Annotated in this window: 20 protein-coding genes; 6 read left to right on the top strand and 14 right to left on the bottom strand. The window is 40.7% G+C overall.

All coding sequences use genetic code 11. The features are described from left to right. Nucleotides 1-32: 32 nt before the first annotated feature. From rpsI to zapE, 3 genes are all read right to left on the bottom strand, one after another. Nucleotides 33-425 (bottom strand): 30S ribosomal protein S9, encoded by a 393-nt coding sequence (rpsI, locus tag IEZ33_RS07620; RefSeq protein ID WP_191603083.1) that lies wholly within the window; start codon nt 423-425, stop codon nt 33-35. A 14-nt stretch (nt 426-439) separates the two neighbouring features. Further along, nucleotides 440-868, bottom strand: coding sequence for a 50S ribosomal protein L13 (rplM, locus tag IEZ33_RS07615; RefSeq protein WP_191603082.1), 429 nt, complete (start codon nt 866-868; stop codon nt 440-442). A 188-nt stretch (nt 869-1,056) separates the two neighbouring features. Then, complete coding sequence (gene zapE, locus IEZ33_RS07610) at nt 1,057-2,154, bottom strand: cell division protein ZapE (protein WP_191603081.1); 1,098 nt, start codon at nt 2,152-2,154, stop codon at nt 1,057-1,059. 127 nt (nt 2,155-2,281) lie between these two features. Between zapE and IEZ33_RS07605 the strand changes: the two genes are divergently transcribed. Then, nucleotides 2,282-2,734 carry a ZapG family protein gene (locus tag IEZ33_RS07605; protein WP_191603080.1) on the top strand — a complete coding sequence of 151 codons (453 nt, stop codon included), beginning with the start codon at nt 2,282-2,284 and terminating at the stop codon, nt 2,732-2,734. A gap of 23 nt (nt 2,735-2,757) precedes the next feature. Here the strand turns inward: IEZ33_RS07605 and IEZ33_RS07600 are convergent, their stop codons facing one another. Then, complete coding sequence (locus IEZ33_RS07600; protein WP_191603079.1) at nt 2,758-3,519, bottom strand: Nif3-like dinuclear metal center hexameric protein; 762 nt, start codon at nt 3,517-3,519, stop codon at nt 2,758-2,760. 19 nt (nt 3,520-3,538) lie between these two features. Between IEZ33_RS07600 and IEZ33_RS07595 the strand changes: the two genes are divergently transcribed. Further along, nucleotides 3,539-4,594, top strand: coding sequence for a S1C family serine protease (locus tag IEZ33_RS07595; protein ID WP_191603078.1), 1,056 nt, complete (start codon nt 3,539-3,541; stop codon nt 4,592-4,594). On the opposite strand, the gene IEZ33_RS07590 is transcribed toward IEZ33_RS07595, so the two are convergent. The 10 genes from IEZ33_RS07590 to IEZ33_RS07545 all read right to left on the bottom strand — a co-directional run bounded on the left by IEZ33_RS07590 (nt 4,588) and on the right by IEZ33_RS07545 (nt 11,704). Beyond that, nucleotides 4,588-5,130, bottom strand: a complete 543-nt coding sequence (locus tag IEZ33_RS07590) for an SRPBCC family protein (protein ID WP_191603077.1) — start codon at nt 5,128-5,130, stop codon at nt 4,588-4,590. The genes IEZ33_RS07595 and IEZ33_RS07590 overlap by 7 nt on opposite strands. Before the next feature lie 2 nt (nt 5,131-5,132). After that, complete coding sequence (gene hisD / locus IEZ33_RS07585; protein WP_191603076.1) at nt 5,133-6,443, bottom strand: histidinol dehydrogenase; 1,311 nt, start codon at nt 6,441-6,443, stop codon at nt 5,133-5,135. Between the two features lie 8 nt (nt 6,444-6,451). Beyond that, complete coding sequence (hisG, locus tag IEZ33_RS07580; RefSeq protein ID WP_191603075.1) at nt 6,452-7,087, bottom strand: ATP phosphoribosyltransferase; 636 nt, start codon at nt 7,085-7,087, stop codon at nt 6,452-6,454. Nucleotide 7,088: 1 nt separating this feature from the next. After that, a complete protein-coding gene (gene murA / locus IEZ33_RS07575) occupies nt 7,089-8,351 on the bottom strand; it encodes a UDP-N-acetylglucosamine 1-carboxyvinyltransferase (protein WP_191603074.1) in 1,263 nt (420 codons plus the stop codon). A 16-nt stretch (nt 8,352-8,367) separates the two neighbouring features. Beyond that, entirely contained in the window at nt 8,368-8,607 is a 240-nt protein-coding gene (locus IEZ33_RS07570; RefSeq protein ID WP_191603073.1) for a BolA family protein, read from the bottom strand. Between the two features lie 154 nt (nt 8,608-8,761). Continuing rightward, entirely contained in the window at nt 8,762-9,058 is a 297-nt protein-coding gene (locus IEZ33_RS07565) for an STAS domain-containing protein (protein ID WP_191603072.1), read from the bottom strand. Nucleotides 9,059-9,062: 4 nt separating this feature from the next. After that, on the bottom strand, nt 9,063-9,683 hold the full coding sequence (locus IEZ33_RS07560) for an MlaC/ttg2D family ABC transporter substrate-binding protein (RefSeq protein ID WP_191603071.1): 621 nt from the start codon (nt 9,681-9,683) through the stop codon (nt 9,063-9,065). Further along, nucleotides 9,683-10,150: an outer membrane lipid asymmetry maintenance protein MlaD gene (gene mlaD / locus IEZ33_RS07555; RefSeq protein WP_191603070.1), complete on the bottom strand. Its 468-nt coding sequence runs from the start codon at nt 10,148-10,150 to the stop codon at nt 9,683-9,685. The genes IEZ33_RS07560 and mlaD overlap by 1 nt, the downstream gene beginning before the upstream one ends. Nucleotide 10,151: 1 nt before the next feature. Beyond that, nucleotides 10,152-10,934 carry a lipid asymmetry maintenance ABC transporter permease subunit MlaE gene (gene mlaE, locus IEZ33_RS07550; RefSeq protein WP_191603069.1) on the bottom strand — a complete coding sequence of 261 codons (783 nt, stop codon included), beginning with the start codon at nt 10,932-10,934 and terminating at the stop codon, nt 10,152-10,154. Next, nucleotides 10,934-11,704, bottom strand: a complete 771-nt coding sequence (locus tag IEZ33_RS07545; protein WP_191603575.1) for an ATP-binding cassette domain-containing protein — start codon at nt 11,702-11,704, stop codon at nt 10,934-10,936. The genes mlaE and IEZ33_RS07545 overlap by 1 nt, the downstream gene beginning before the upstream one ends. A 199-nt stretch (nt 11,705-11,903) precedes the next feature. Between IEZ33_RS07545 and IEZ33_RS07540 the strand changes: the two genes are divergently transcribed. The 4 genes from IEZ33_RS07540 to lptB are packed head-to-tail and all read left to right on the top strand — an operon-like array spanning nt 11,904 to nt 14,676. Continuing rightward, nucleotides 11,904-12,866 carry a calcium/sodium antiporter gene (locus IEZ33_RS07540; RefSeq protein ID WP_191603068.1) on the top strand — a complete coding sequence of 321 codons (963 nt, stop codon included), beginning with the start codon at nt 11,904-11,906 and terminating at the stop codon, nt 12,864-12,866. Between the two features lie 34 nt (nt 12,867-12,900). Next, on the top strand, nt 12,901-13,461 hold the full coding sequence (lptC, locus tag IEZ33_RS07535; protein ID WP_191603067.1) for an LPS export ABC transporter periplasmic protein LptC: 561 nt from the start codon (nt 12,901-12,903) through the stop codon (nt 13,459-13,461). Next, the gene (lptA, locus tag IEZ33_RS07530; RefSeq protein ID WP_191603066.1) at nt 13,436-13,951 is read left to right on the top strand and encodes a lipopolysaccharide transport periplasmic protein LptA; all 516 of its coding nucleotides are present in this window, start codon (nt 13,436-13,438) and stop codon (nt 13,949-13,951) included. Before lptC ends, lptA begins: the two co-directional genes overlap by 26 nt. Next, the gene (lptB, locus tag IEZ33_RS07525; protein WP_191603065.1) at nt 13,951-14,676 is read left to right on the top strand and encodes an LPS export ABC transporter ATP-binding protein; all 726 of its coding nucleotides are present in this window, start codon (nt 13,951-13,953) and stop codon (nt 14,674-14,676) included. Before lptA ends, lptB begins: the two co-directional genes overlap by 1 nt. The last annotated feature ends 51 nt before the right edge of the window (nt 14,677-14,727 follow it).

The raw sequence follows: 14,727 nt of genomic DNA, 5'->3' as shown, positions 1-14,727 counted from the left end.
GATAACCAGGCGTTTTAAACAAAAATCCAATATTAACGTTTGGAGAATTGTGGACGACGACGCGCCTTGCGTAGACCAACTTTCTTACGTTCAACTTCGCGAGAGTCACGAGTAACGAAACCAGCTGTACGTAAAGCACGACGTAAAGATTCATCGTATTGCATCAATGCACGTGTAATACCGTGACGGATTGCACCAGCTTGACCAGAGATACCACCACCTTTAACAGTGATGTAAACATCGAATTTCTCTGTAGCATCAACCAACTCAAGAGGCTGACGAACAACCATGCGAGCCGTTTCACGACCAAAGTATTGTTCAATTGTGCGATTGTTGATAACTAGATTACCAGCACCGGCTTTTAAAAACACACGTGCAGTAGAGGTTTTACGACGACCTGTACCGTAGTATTGATTAGCAGACATAATGATCTTCCGTATTAAAGTTTAAGTTCTAGAGGCTGTTGTGCTGCATGTGGATGCTGAGTTCCAGCATACACTTTCATTTTCTTGTGCATTGCACGACCTAAAGGACCTTTAGGCAACATACCTTTAACGGCAAGTTCAAGAACACGCTCAGGAGCATGATCAATCAACTTTTCAAAACTCATAGAACGAAGACCGCCTGGATAACCAGTGTGGCGATAGTATTGTTTGTCTTGCGCTTTGTTACCAGAAACATGCACTTTCTCAGCATTGATAACAACGATGTAATCACCAGTATCAACGTGAGGCGTATATTCCGCTTTATGCTTACCGCGTAGACGGCGAGCGATTTCTGTAGCTAAGCGACCAAGTGTTTTGCCTTCAGCGTCAACGATATACCAATCGCGTGTCACTTCAGCAGGTTTTGCACTAAAAGTTTTCATCAAAAACCCTTTCAATTTGTACGCTTTAAGTAGCGTACTCAATACCTATTATTATTGGTTGTTAAATAAACAACAACTTAAAAGTAATTATCTAACAACTTGCATATACCTTAAAAAAGGCGAGCGAATTATACATCAATCGCCCACCACATTAAAAGTATTTTTAGAACTAAATACGCCTAGCCGTCTCAGGGCCTATGCTCAAGCGCCAAGTATTCTTCAGATTGCATTTCTAACAGGCGGCTAATTGTTCTGTCGTACTCAAAGGCCAATTGCGTTCCAACATAAATCTCATGAATTGGAACCTCGGCCGATATTATTAGCTTCACATGACGATCATAAAATTCGTCAACCAAACTAATAAAACGCCTTGCAATATCATCTTTTGAGGCATCCATTTGCGGTAAATCACTTAATATTATAGTAGTGTAAAGCTTTGCTATTTCTATATAGTCTACCTGACTTCTTGGACCATCACATAAAGATGATATATTAAACCAAGCAACATCTTCACAACTCTCAATTAAAGAAATTTTGCGGCCTTCAATTTCAATTGCGCCACCCTGTTTCACCTGTGTCAGGTCCGGAACTAATCGAGCGAAGCTTTGAGACAAACTTTTATTCGCCTCTTCTCCAAGAGGAGTATAGTACAACCTAGCCTGCTTAAGCGCCCTCAAGCGATAATCAACGCCACCATCGATGTTCATAACTTTTGTGTGTTCTTTTACCAACTCTATTGCAGGCAAAAAACGAGCACGCTGCAAACCATTCTTATAGAGACCATCAGGCTCTATATTCGACGTTGCCACTAACGCTGTGCCATTATCAAATAGCACCTTTAACAAACCAGCAAGAATCATGGCATCCGTGATATCTTTTACAAAGAACTCATCAAAACAGATAATTTGAGCTTTTGCAGAAATGCGCTTACCTACAATTTCCAATGGGTTTTTAACATCATGCAATTGTGCTAGTTCTTTATGAACCATCTGCATAAAACGATGAAAATGCAGTCGCGTCTTTCTTTCAAAAGGAAGACAGTCATAAAAGGTATCCATCAAGTAAGTCTTCCCCCTACCGACGCCGCCCCAAAAATACAATCCCTTCTCAACAGTAACGGAGTCACCTTTTGTAAAAATATTAAAAAGGCCTTTTTTCTTTTGCTCTTTTGGCCGAGTTAAACGCAAAAATAGATCTTGTAAGGCGGCGACAGCCTCCTCCTGAGCAGGATCATAATTAAAGTCTGGACGCTCTAAGTCCTTCTTATATCGTTCAAGTGGTGTCATCTTTACCCATCACACAATTAATTAGTTAACTAATTCTAACAAAATCACAGCAAAACCACATCATTAGGAGTGTCCTAAGTTAAGGTCTTTCCGTTATAATAGAGTTATTCATTTTCAGGAGTTAGTCATGAACCTAGAAGTATTTGACATTATTATTTTTATTAGTGGTGTTGCATTAGGAATTATTGCCGGTTTAGCAATCAAAAAAGGCAATCAAAGCGCGACCAAAAGCTCAATCAATGGCGCGCAGTCTTCTGTAGATTCTATTCAATTTGAAATCGAACGAAAACAATCCGAAATAGACACCTTTTTCACGGAAACAAATGAAAAGCTTCTTTCGACAGAAAAAGCTATGCGTAACTTAAAGCAACAATTAGCCAGCGGTGCCGCATCTCTTGCAACAAGTAACATGATTACTCAATCAATTGATACTGACTCGACAGAAAGCAATAGTATCGATAACAATACTCCTGCCGAGCCACCAAAGGATTATTCAATTAACGCATCAGGCACACTCAGCGAAGATTTTGGACTTCAATCTAAAGATAATGAAGCACAAGAACAACCTCTTCGCAGCTAACCTAACACGGTATTGATAACTCACTAAGCTGGGTTATCAATATCAACAAACACCACATCCAGTCCAAACGCATCACGCAAGTGCCTTGCCAATAACATAGGACCAAAACGCTCAGTAGCATGATGACCCGCCGCGCAGAAATGAATACCCATTTCCCTAGCTAAATGAATGGTCCTCTCAGAAACTTCACCAGTAATAAAAACATCCGCACCCATTTCCGACGCCTGCTCAATATAATCTTGAGCACCACCAGTGCACAAAGCGACTTTCCTGATACTTTGCTCATTCACCACTTCAAACAAAACATTACGATTAACGGCTTTCTCTATCATTTTACGAAAATCTTGCGACGAAACCGCTTCATCAAGCACCCCCACAAGACCGATCGCTTTATCCAATTCAACACCAGACTGCAAACCGACACGGCTGATTAGCCCTAACTGATCCGCCAAACCCGCATTATTACCCAACACAGGATGAGCATCCAAAGGTAAGTGATAAGCAAATAGGTTAATATCATTTTTAATCAATGCAGCAATCCTTCGATACTTCATACCAGTGATAGGGTAAGGCTCACCTTTCCAGAAATAACCGTGATGAACAACAATCGCATCCGCCTCCAACCGAATGGCCTCTTCAATCAAAGCCTGACAGGCCGTAACCCCTGTAACGACACGCTTAATTTCATCAGAACCCTCTATTTGCAACCCGTTCGGCGCGTAGTCTTTAAACTGCTCTATATTTAAGATAGCATTCAATCTTTTAATAAAATCATTTCTTTTCATTACAATTAAGACCCCACTTATGAAATTATTAACCTTCATTTCAGCCATAATTATACTTATTATTGGCTCGCTCATTGGCTGGGGGTTGAAAACCATACACATTAACAACTCCAACCAAATCGTTTCATTTTCCAATCAAATTAAACAAGCCACCCCCTACGTAGTCAATATTTATACCTACATAAACAAACAACATCTTCAAAACCTCCACAAACAACCAGAGCCATCATTTACAAACCTAGGCTCAGGAATACTTATCCACGACGGCTACATACTGACTAACAAACACTTAATCATGAATACGGATGAAATTATTGTCGTACTGAACAATCAGGTAAGAATCAGAGCAAAATTAATAGGCAGTGACACAACAACAGATTTAGCGGTTTTAAAAATCCCTGAAAAAAACGCCCCTGACACAGCGATAGACACATCAAACAACATCAATGTTGGCGATATCACTCTTGCCATTGGCAGCCCATACGGACTCGAACAATCCGTCACTATGGGGATAATAAGCGCACTTGCCAGAAATAACATTGGGCTCAATAATTATGAGAACTTTATTCAAACTGATGCCGCAATAAACCCAGGCAACTCAGGTGGCGCTTTAATAAATAGTAACGGAGAGTTAATTGGCATTAATACAGCTATCTTTTCCAATACCGGCGGATCTCACGGAATAGGCTTTGCCATACCAATTCACGATGCACTTTATGTAATGCAAGAGATAATTAAACATGGAAAGGTTACTCGAGGGTATCTAGGCATCAAAACAACAGAGTTCACGCATGAAGTAGCCAAGTCGCTTGAACTGCCAATTCACCGAGGACTCTTGATCTCGATGGTAGACAACATGAGTCCGGCTCAAGAAGCCGGCATAAAAGTGGGCGATATCATAGCAAAAATCAACAATAAGGAGATTTGGACAGAAGAAATGGCAAAATCAATCATTTCCAAACTCCCTATAAACTCAGACATTAACATTATTGGTATTAGGGGCAACCAGTCCTATCAAGCCAACATTAAAGTTGAACCACTCGAAGAAATGGGGCGTTCGAGCCAATACTATTGAAGGCGTTCTTTTAGGGACTGCAAGCTATTTTCCATATTACTCCCAGCAATATCATTCGCAAAAAAAGCAATGTATGGGGAAATAAAGCCCGCATTTAACTCTCCATCAACCTGCCAACTGACTCGAACACCCCGGCCCTCAGCTCGCCAATCAAGCTGATTGGAAACAGGCAACATATCCGCCTTAGGAATCACATAGAAGCTGACAGTATTATCACCAAATGAAACGATTTCTAGCAAACCATCCTTCGAATCAAGATTTTTTATTACTAGAGATGGCTCACCCTCCACCACAGAAGCAGAATCATTTTCTAGAAATTCACCCTCATTAGGCAAATACATCCATTGATGCCAAGCCGATAAATCACCTAAATACAAAGACGCCCTATCAACTGGCACGTTAATAAAAATTGACCTTTCGATATGATACCGACTTGGCAGCAACATCCCTATCACCACCAAAAGCAAGATCACAACAGCAAGAACCCTAGTTACCCAGCGCAACTGATAAAGTGCGCCCGATCGCTTTATTTCCATAATTACTGAGTCTCTATAATACGATATTCAGCAGACAAAGCATGAGCTTCTAAAGACTCCCCTCTCGCCAAAGGTGACGCTATTTTCGCAAGGCTACTTGCACCTTCTGGAGAACAATAAATTAAAGAGCTTCGTTTTTGAAAATCATATACGCCTAGAGGCGATGAGAATCTTGCCGTACCAGATGTTGGTAAGACATGATTAGGCCCAGCACAATAATCACCTAACGCCTCAGGCGTATGGCGCCCCATAAAAATGGCGCCTGCATGTCGAACCTTTTCGACCCACTTTTCAGGCTGATCAACCGATAACTCTAAATGTTCAGCCGCAACATGATTCGCCACCTCAATGGCCTGCTCCATATCCTCGACATGGATGAAGGCACCGCGTCCTTCTAACGAGGACAAAATAATGGACTTTCGTGATTGCGTTTCCAGCAGACACTCCATTGATTGCTGAACTTTTGCAAGAAAAGCCTTATCTGGAGAAACCAAAATAGATTGAGCATCTTCATCATGCTCCGCTTGCGAAAACAAATCCATAGCAATCCAATCAGGATCCGTTTTACCATCACAAACAACTAAAATTTCTGACGGGCCAGCAATCATATCGATACCCACCACACCAAACACCATTTTTTTAGCCGTAGCCACATAAATATTACCAGGGCCAACTATTTTATCTACTTTCGGAATAGTCTCTGTACCATAGGCCAATGCCGCAACAGCCTGAGCACCACCAACAGTAAAAACACGATCAACACCCGCAATATCGGCAGCCGCCAAAACAATATCGCTAACAAAACCATCCGGTGTCGGTACAACCATAATAATTTCTTGCACGCCCGCCACTTTAGCAGGCATAACATTCATCAATACAGAAGATGGGTAAGCGGCCTTACCTCCAGGAACATAAACACCCACTCTATCTAAAGGAGTAATTTTTTGACCTAGAACAGTTCCATCTTCTTCTTGGTATTGCCATGAAGGTTGAATCTGCTTCTCGTGATAATCCTTAACTCTTTTAGCCGCCACCTCTAAGCTCGCCACAATGTCCGAATCAACTCTAGTTCGCGCCGCTTGCAATTGAGCCTTGCTAATTTCTAACTCATTCGCACTTTCAATTGAACGACGATCGAAACGGTTAGTGTATTCAATTAAGGCTGAGTCCCCTTTAAGTCGAACATCATTAACTATCTTTAGCACACTAGATTGAACGTCAAAATCTGACACAGAATCCCATGCCAATAGTGCATTTAGCTTGGAATAAAAGTCCGTATCTGAAGACGATAAATTAGTAATATTAATATTCAAAATCCCCCCTAGGCCTCATTCGCTGCATTTCTAAGCATTTCCAGAATCGGCTCTATTTGCTGATATTTCGTTTTATAGGCGGCTTTATTAACAACCAAACGTGTACTTATATCGGCAATATGATCTCTCGCTTCCAGACCATTCGCCTTCAAAGTATTACCAGTATCAACAATATCAACAATTAAATCAGCCAACCCCATAATAGGAGCCAATTCCATAGCACCATACAATTTAATGACGTCGGCCTGGATACCTTGCTCAGCAAAATACGATTTTGCGGTTTTTACAAACTTAGAAGCAACTTTGAGTCGTCGATTTGGAAGCTCCACGCCTACGACACCAGCTGTCATAAGACGGCACTTAGCAATTTTCAAATCCACCAATTCATATAAGTTTTTAGTAGACGACTCCATCAGAACATCTTTACCAGCAACACCAAAATCAGCAACACCATGCTCTACATATGTGGGCACATCTGTGGCTCTCAAGATCACCAGTTTAATGTTGTCGTGATTAGTATCGAAAATAAGCTTACGGCTTTTCTTTATATCTTCTGCAGGAATAATATTCGCTTTTTCAAAAAGAGGCAGCGTTTCATCCAATATTCGCCCTTTCGAAAGAGCAATTGTCAATGTGTTCTTCATCTTAATTAAGCACCCTTGAAATTTTAGCCCCCAAAGACCCAAGCTTTTCTTCTATACATTCATAGCCACGATCAATATGGTAAATTCTATCTATCTTAGTTTCACCTTTAGCCACCAACGCCGCCAAAACTAGACTAGCGGACGCCCTAAGATCTGTCGCCATTACAGGGGCACCAGTAAGACTCTCACAACCTCTTACGATGGCGGTATTACCCGTCACTTCAACATCCGCCCCCATACGCATCAGTTCATTCACATGCATAAAACGGTTTTCAAAGATATTTTCAGTAATACTACCAACCCCCTCAGCAACAGCATTCAATGCCATAAACTGGGCCTGCATATCCGTTGGAAAAGCTGGATACGGAGCGGTACTAATGTTTACGGATATCGCTCTCTCTCCTTTCATATCAAGCTCTATCCAATCATCACCCGTTGCAATGGTCGCACCAGACTCTTCTAGTTTAGCGATTACAGCTTCTAAGGAACTTACATCCGTATCAATTACTCGAACCTTACCTCCAGTGATCGCTCCAGCAATCAGGAAAGTACCTGTTTCAATTCGATCAGGCATCACTGAGTAAGTCGTTCCATGCAGCCGTTCTACACCTTCAATCGTAATAGTATCCGTACCATGGCCAGAAATTTTTGCTCCCATTGCAATCAAACACTCAGCCAAATCTACCACTTCAGGCTCACGTGCGGAATTTTCTAAAACTGTTTTACCTTCTGCAAGGCACGCCGCCATTAACAAGTTTTCCGTACCGGTTACCGTCACTTTATCGAAGAAAATCCTAGCACCTTGCAGACGACCATCAACACTTGCAATGATATTGCCATTCTCAACTTCAATTTTTGCCCCCATTGCCTCTAAGCCGCGCAAATGAAGATCGACAGGACGACTTCCTATTGCACAACCGCCAGGCAAAGAAACGATGGCTTTACCAAAGTGACTTACCAAAGGGCCAAGAACTAAAATTGAGGCCCTCATCGTCTTAACCAACTCATATGGAGCTTCATAATTATCTAAAGTAGAGACATTTAGCTCAACACACATTTTCTCATCAACAACAACGCCACACCCCATCGACCCCAGCAACTCCAACATGGTTGTAATATCATGAAGATGGGGTAAATTCTTAATCGTTATTAACTCTTTTGTAAGCAAAGTTGCTGCAAGAATAGGCAAGGCAGCATTTTTCGCGCCAGATGCTCTAACAACACCATTTAAAACTCTACCACCACTAATAAGTAGCTTATCCATAATATTTTCTCTTGTATTAGTTTTTTGCTTTGTCTTGATCAGGGGTAAGCGTTTTCATTGTCACTGCGTGTATCGCGCCAGAAGAAATGGCCTCTTGCAAATGTGAGTAAACCAATTGCTGTCTTTTGACTGTGGACAAACCTTCAAATGCTGTGCTAACCACTGACACTTGAAAATTGCAGCCTTCGCCTTCAGCAATAACGGTAGAGTTTGGTATGGAAGATTCAAGTAATTTTTGTACTTCGTTTGAATTCACAGAGACTCCTAAATTCATGCTTATAAAATAATGCATGAATTCTACATCAGGACAGAGGACTTCTTAACACCATTCTTGCATTCTTACGTAAAATTACTGAAATATTATTAGAAAAAAGAAGTATAAAAGAAAGATAAGCGCAAAATCACACAACCTATCTAGAAGCAACAACGATTTCATCTAAGTTAGAGAGCTGTAACAAACCCATTAACTGTTGACTAAATCCTATAAATAAAATTTTCTTGGTCTCTTTATTAGCCTGTCGCATACAAGCCAATAAAACGGATATTAAACTGCTATCACCACCAACAACTCCACTCAAATCAACCTCCAACTCACCAGAACTTTTTGATACAAGAGCCAAAAGCTCATTCTGTAAAGATTCAAGCTGAGAAGAGAGATACCTCCCCTCTAACAAAACACCTTGATTAGTTGAAATACAGTTAATCAATATCTCACCCTTCTTTGCTTGCAAGAGATCTCTGCCACGCATCAATTGCTTTATCAATATTATTTTTATTACTTTGAACCATGATTCCAAATTGCTTTCTGAACGTCAGACCAAAGTTAATATCATTAATAACAACATTACTTAAAAACCAAGCGCTCGACGCCGTATCAGGTTCCATATAAAAATCGATCTCGATAGGAGAGCCTGCATCAGTAACAAACTCAACATTGACCTTAACCTCACGACCAGATTGAGGCCCCAAAGGCAATACTTTGATTTTGCTACTATCAAACTCTAACAAAGACCCACCATATGTATCTAACAAAGTGTCCTTTGTAACGATAGCAAAACGCTGCCTTTGCTCAGCAGTTGCTCTTCTATAGTACTTACCCATGACTTTTTTGGAAAAATCATCAAAATTAATAACAGGCGACAAAATAGCGTCTACTCGTTTGACCAATTCACCTCTATTTTTTGCTAGAAACAGTTTATCCTGCACTATTTCTACGTTAAATTGATCGACAACATTTATTACTGTCTTTCTCGCCTCCTCATTCGCATACACATGTGCGCACAAGAAGACCATAAAGAATGAAGCCGCATACCTACAAACAAGATTAAACATTATTTACTATCCCCTGAAGTAGAGTTAAACAGAAACTGACTAATTAAGTTTTCTAACACAAGCGCCGACTGAGTATCATAAATTTCTTCTCCCTCAGTGAGATAAGTATCTTCCGCCCCTATCGATATACCTATGTATTTCTCCCCCAACAAACCGCTAGTTAAAATAGCCGCCGCACTGTCAGTTGGCAAATTATCCACATCTTTATCTATATTCATGGTCACCAGCGCCATATATAACTCTTTGTCTAGAGAAATACTCTCTACACTACCAACCGTCACCCCTGCAACCGATACTTTTGCTCTTTGAGTCAATCCACCAATATCATCAAATCTAGCCACAATTTGATAGGACGCTTTTTTATCCGAAAACGCCAACCCACTCACCTGAATAGCCAAATAGGCTAAAGCAGCACAGCCCAGTACTACAAATGCACCAACGAGCAACTCAACTTGCTTGTTTCTCATGTTAAAAATCCCCAAACATTGCGGCTGTCAAAACAAAGTCTAACGCCAAAACTGATAATGACCCCAAAACAACCGTTGTTGTTGTCGCCTTGCCAATTCCTTCTGATGTAGGAACACATTCGTATCCTTGATAGACAGCAATCCAAGTCACGGCAATTGCAAAACAAAATGACTTTATTACCCCATTTAAAACATCATTACTAAATATCACCGATTGCTGCATCAAACTCCAAAAGCTACCATCATGAATGCCAAGCCAATCGACGGCCACAAATTCTCCCCCCATTATACCAACCATTGAGAAAACAATACTCAATATAGGAAGACAAATTAGCCCAGCAATAAAACGAGGTGCGATTACTCGCCTATAAGGGTCTACTCCCATCATTTCGAGGCTAGACAATTGCTCAGTTGCTTTCATCAAACCAATCTCAGCCGTTAAAGCAGAACAGGCACGGCCAGCAAATAATAAGGCAGTTACGACAGGACCTAATTCTCTTAACAAAGTTAAGGCAACCAGTTGGCCAACGGATTGCTCAGAGCTAAATTTAACTAAGATAGAGTACCCTTGAAGGGATAAAACCATCCCAATGAACAACCCCGAAACGACGACAATAACCAGCGAAAGAACACCCACAGAATAAATCTGTTTATTTAGCAACGCCAACGCACCAACAAGTGATTTCGGCCTATGGAAAACCGATTGAAACAAGAGCAATCCAGCCCGACCAATTGATTCAAGCCAATCGAATACACTTGCGCCTACTTTTGTTAGGTTTTTCATTACCTCTCCAAGTCCAAATCCGCTTTATATGAATTTGCCGGATAATGAAACGGTACAGGACCATCGGGCAAACCACCCAAAAACTGCACAACTCTTTCATCATCAGAACAACGAATTTCTTCTGGCGTCCCTTGAGCAACCACACAGGCATTCGAAATAATATAAACATAGTCTGCAATGGACAATGATTCTGTAACATCATGTGACACTAAAACCGATGTAATTCCAACAGAATCATTCAAACGCTTTATAAGCTCAACAACAACCCCCATCGATATCGGATCTTGCCCTGCAAAAGGCTCATCATACAAAACCAGCTCAGGGTCTAGGGCGATCGCTCGAGCTAAAGCCGCACGACGTGCCATCCCACCGGAAAGCTCTGAAGGCATTAACTGAGCCGCCCCTCTCAAACCGACGCTTTCCAATTTCATTAAGACAATGTCTCGTATTGTCTCTTCCTTATAATTTGTATGTTCTCTCAAAGGGAAAGCGACGTTTTCGAAAACACTGATATCCGAAAATAAAGCGCCACTTTGAAACAACATTCCGATCTTTTTACGCAGAGTGTAAAGTTCAGTTCGAGAAATTAAAGGAACATTCTTACCATCTACTAAAACGCTCCCGATAGAAGGAAATAACTGTCCACCAATTAAGCGAAGTAAGGTTGTTTTACCCGTTCCACTTGGGCCCATAATAGCGGTAATTTTGCCTTTGGGGATTTGTATGGAAACATTTTTATAGATTTCTCTGTTGCCTCGAGAAAAACTCATACCTTGGATATCTACATAGAATTCTGACAAAGACCTTTCCTTCTCTCAAACTCAGTATTGCGATACTACCATCGTCATAAGTTAAAGAGAATGCAAATAGAAAGGATTTATCTCGACATAAACATCGGTTAAGTCTTGAATTTACTTCATAAACTTCATTAAATAACACTCCTTACGAAAACTGAGAGTTAAACACTAAATGCTACTTTTTATTGCCGCACTAATCTCTGGCTTAATAATACTGGTTATAAGTTCAGACAAGTTCATTGAACATTCAGCTCTAGTGGCTGAAAAACTTAACATTAGCCCTATCATCATTGGCCTAACTCTTATCGCATTAGGAACATCCGCACCTGAAATGGTGGTTTCAGCAATCGCCTCACTTGATGGTGCCCCAGAAATAGCAATAGGCAATGTACTAGGCTCTAATATCGCCAATATTGCTTTAGTTTTTGGCTCAACACTTTTTATAAGCGCCATTTCAATTAAACAAGGGCTATCTACCAAAGAGGTGCCCTTGTTAATGTTCATCACCTTACTGGTTGGCGCTCTACTTTACGATCTACACCTAAGCATTTCAGATGGTGTCATTTTAGTTATCGCTTTTATTGTCGTGCTAACCTTATTGCTACGTGGCAGTAAAAACTTAGAAGAAGAGCTGAGCGAAGAATTACCAGACGCCGAGACAGCAAGTCTAGGAAAATCTCTTCTGATCGCTATTCTTGGCTTGATTGCTTTAATCGGCAGCTCAAAACTGCTTGTTTGGGGTGCCATTGGTATCGCTCAATTTTTTGGTGTCAGCGAACTGCTGATTGGACTGACTATTGTGGCAATAGGTACCAGCCTACCTGAGTTAGCGGCCTCAATAACGAGCGTAAAGAAAGGCCATCATGACATGGCTATTGGTAATATTTTAGGGTCGAATCTTTTTAATTTAGCCACAGTACTTCCCTTACCTGCATTACTGGCCCCAAGCTTCATTGAAAGCAATGTTTTTTACCGTGATTACGTATGGGTTCTTGGTTTGACGATGCTATTTTGTTTGTTAATCGTATTTTTTAATTCTAAAAAACGAACGGCAATCCCAAAATGGGTTGGTGCTCCTCTAATAATTGGCTACCTAGTGTATTTATTCACCCTTTATCAATCGAGCACTATCTAAGTAACGTGAATCAATTGAAAAACAAGGTAACAAAATGAAAAAATGGCAACTCTTACCACTGTTATTAGGTGGACTATTGCTATTCTTCTTGGCATTTTATATGGGTCTGACCCCAAAACAATCTTTAATTGAAGCCGAAGCACTTGATAGTGCACCAGACTATTTTATTACGGATTTTAAAATAGTGGCATTTGACATAAGTGGTAACAAGGTCGAAACATTAAGCGCCAAAGAACTCAAGCACTACAACGAAGCAAATGAGTCTTATCTTCAACAGCCAAATATGTCAGAATCACAACAAGGTGGCAGTTGGGTCGCAAAAAGCGATTCAGGACTGATTAACGACTCCACAAAAGAGATTAATTTATACGGCCGTAGTGAGATAGTTCACACCAGCAAATCTGGTAACACCGTTCATTTAAGCGCGGATAAAATACTTTACAGCGAAACCAAGCAAGAAATTTTTGCTACTGGTAATGCCTCATTATTGTCTGAATCAGGCAAAACCCAAGCCACTGATATTGGCGTAAATATAAATGACGAAACTGTTGCATTTAGCGGAGAAGTAAATGGTCAATATAAAACAGCTAAATAAAAGATTGATAGCGCTCGCCATCCTGACTTCTAGCACGCTAAGTTACGCGTTGGATAATGACTTGCAAAGCCCCTTAAACATTGCGGCTGACAAGGCCTATTTTGACCAGGGCTCTGGGATAGCGATTTACGAAGGTAATGTCACTGTTAAGCAAGGCTCCATTTTCATTCAAGCCGATTACCTAAAAGTTACAAGCTCAACAGACACCAACCAGTTTCGCCAACTGGATGCAACGGGATCACCTGCAAAATTCAGCCAACAAATCGATGAAGATGGGAATCATATAATTAGCCATGGAGATAAAATTCGTTATCAAACAACCGACGCTACGCTTGAATTAAGTGGACAAAGCTACGTAAAGCTTAAAGGTGACGAAATCAATGCTGACTTCATTCAATACATGATAGATAAAGGCACCTTCACAGCTCGAAGGGATGATTCAGGTCGAGTAAATATGACTTTATTACCGCAAACACAAGAAGGTAAATAATGGCATTACTGGAAGCTAAAAACTTAGCGAAAAGCTATAAAAAAAGACCTGTCGTAATTGACGTATCTCTTTCTGTCGAGTCCGGTGAAGCCGTTGGTCTTCTGGGTCCTAATGGAGCAGGTAAAACCACTTGTTTTTATATGATAGTAGGCATGGTTAAAAATGATAACGGTGAAATATATATTGATGGAGAACCTGTAACGACATTGGCCATGCACTCTAGAGCTCAAAAAGGCATTGGCTACCTTCCGCAGGAAGCGTCTATATTTCGAAAAATGTCTGTTGAGAACAATATCCTTGCCATTTTAGAAACCAGAAAAGACCTAACAGACACACAGCGTAAAGAAGAACTTGAAAAACTTCTCGAAGAATTTCATATTACTCATATTAGAAAGAATTTAGGCATGGCTCTTTCTGGAGGCGAGCGACGACGAGCAGAAATAGCCAGAGCCCTAGCAACCAACCCTAAATTTATATTATTAGACGAACCTTTTGCAGGTGTTGACCCTATCTCTGTTGGCGATATAAAACAAATCATTAGGCAATTACAAGAAAGCGGCATTGGGGTTCTTATTACAGACCATAATGTAAGGGAAACCCTTGATATTTGCGACAAAGCTTACATTGTCGGAAACGGCCATATCATCGCTTCGGGCGATGCTGAGACCATTATCAACAATGAACAAGTAAAAAAGGTTTATTTAGGTGAGAACTTCCGCCTTTAATCTTTTAATTTCCCAATAAAAGGGAGTACTATGCATAACTCGTTCCAACAT

It is taken from the genome of Marinomonas algicola, assembly GCF_014805825.1.
Classification (GTDB): domain Bacteria; phylum Pseudomonadota; class Gammaproteobacteria; order Pseudomonadales; family Marinomonadaceae; genus Marinomonas; species Marinomonas algicola.
Note: the sequence above shows the minus strand (reverse complement) of the source record. Positions and strands in the feature narration are given on the sequence as shown.

Bases quoted from the DNA above. Each gene is read 5' to 3' on its own strand.
- rpsI (WP_191603083.1), bottom strand. From the start codon at position 425: ATGTCTGCTAATCAATACTACGGTACAGGTCGTCGTAAAACCTCTACT.
- rplM (WP_191603082.1), bottom strand. From the start codon at position 868: ATGAAAACTTTTAGTGCAAAACCTGCTGAAGTGACACGCGATTGGTAT.
- zapE (WP_191603081.1), bottom strand. From the start codon at position 2,154: ATGACACCACTTGAACGATATAAGAAGGACTTAGAGCGTCCAGACTTT.
- IEZ33_RS07605 (WP_191603080.1), top strand. From the start codon at position 2,282: ATGAACCTAGAAGTATTTGACATTATTATTTTTATTAGTGGTGTTGCA.
- IEZ33_RS07600 (WP_191603079.1), bottom strand. From the start codon at position 3,519: ATGAAAAGAAATGATTTTATTAAAAGATTGAATGCTATCTTAAATATA.
- IEZ33_RS07595 (WP_191603078.1), top strand. From the start codon at position 3,539: ATGAAATTATTAACCTTCATTTCAGCCATAATTATACTTATTATTGGC.
- IEZ33_RS07590 (WP_191603077.1), bottom strand. From the start codon at position 5,130: ATGGAAATAAAGCGATCGGGCGCACTTTATCAGTTGCGCTGGGTAACT.
- hisG (WP_191603075.1), bottom strand. From the start codon at position 7,087: ATGAAGAACACATTGACAATTGCTCTTTCGAAAGGGCGAATATTGGAT.
- murA (WP_191603074.1), bottom strand. From the start codon at position 8,351: ATGGATAAGCTACTTATTAGTGGTGGTAGAGTTTTAAATGGTGTTGTT.
- IEZ33_RS07560 (WP_191603071.1), bottom strand. From the start codon at position 9,683: ATGTTTAATCTTGTTTGTAGGTATGCGGCTTCATTCTTTATGGTCTTC.
- mlaD (WP_191603070.1), bottom strand. From the start codon at position 10,150: ATGAGAAACAAGCAAGTTGAGTTGCTCGTTGGTGCATTTGTAGTACTG.
- mlaE (WP_191603069.1), bottom strand. From the start codon at position 10,934: ATGAAAAACCTAACAAAAGTAGGCGCAAGTGTATTCGATTGGCTTGAA.
- IEZ33_RS07545 (WP_191603575.1), bottom strand. From the start codon at position 11,704: ATGAGTTTTTCTCGAGGCAACAGAGAAATCTATAAAAATGTTTCCATA.
- IEZ33_RS07540 (WP_191603068.1), top strand. From the start codon at position 11,904: ATGCTACTTTTTATTGCCGCACTAATCTCTGGCTTAATAATACTGGTT.
- lptC (WP_191603067.1), top strand. From the start codon at position 12,901: ATGAAAAAATGGCAACTCTTACCACTGTTATTAGGTGGACTATTGCTA.
- lptA (WP_191603066.1), top strand. From the start codon at position 13,436: ATGGTCAATATAAAACAGCTAAATAAAAGATTGATAGCGCTCGCCATC.
- lptB (WP_191603065.1), top strand. From the start codon at position 13,951: ATGGCATTACTGGAAGCTAAAAACTTAGCGAAAAGCTATAAAAAAAGA.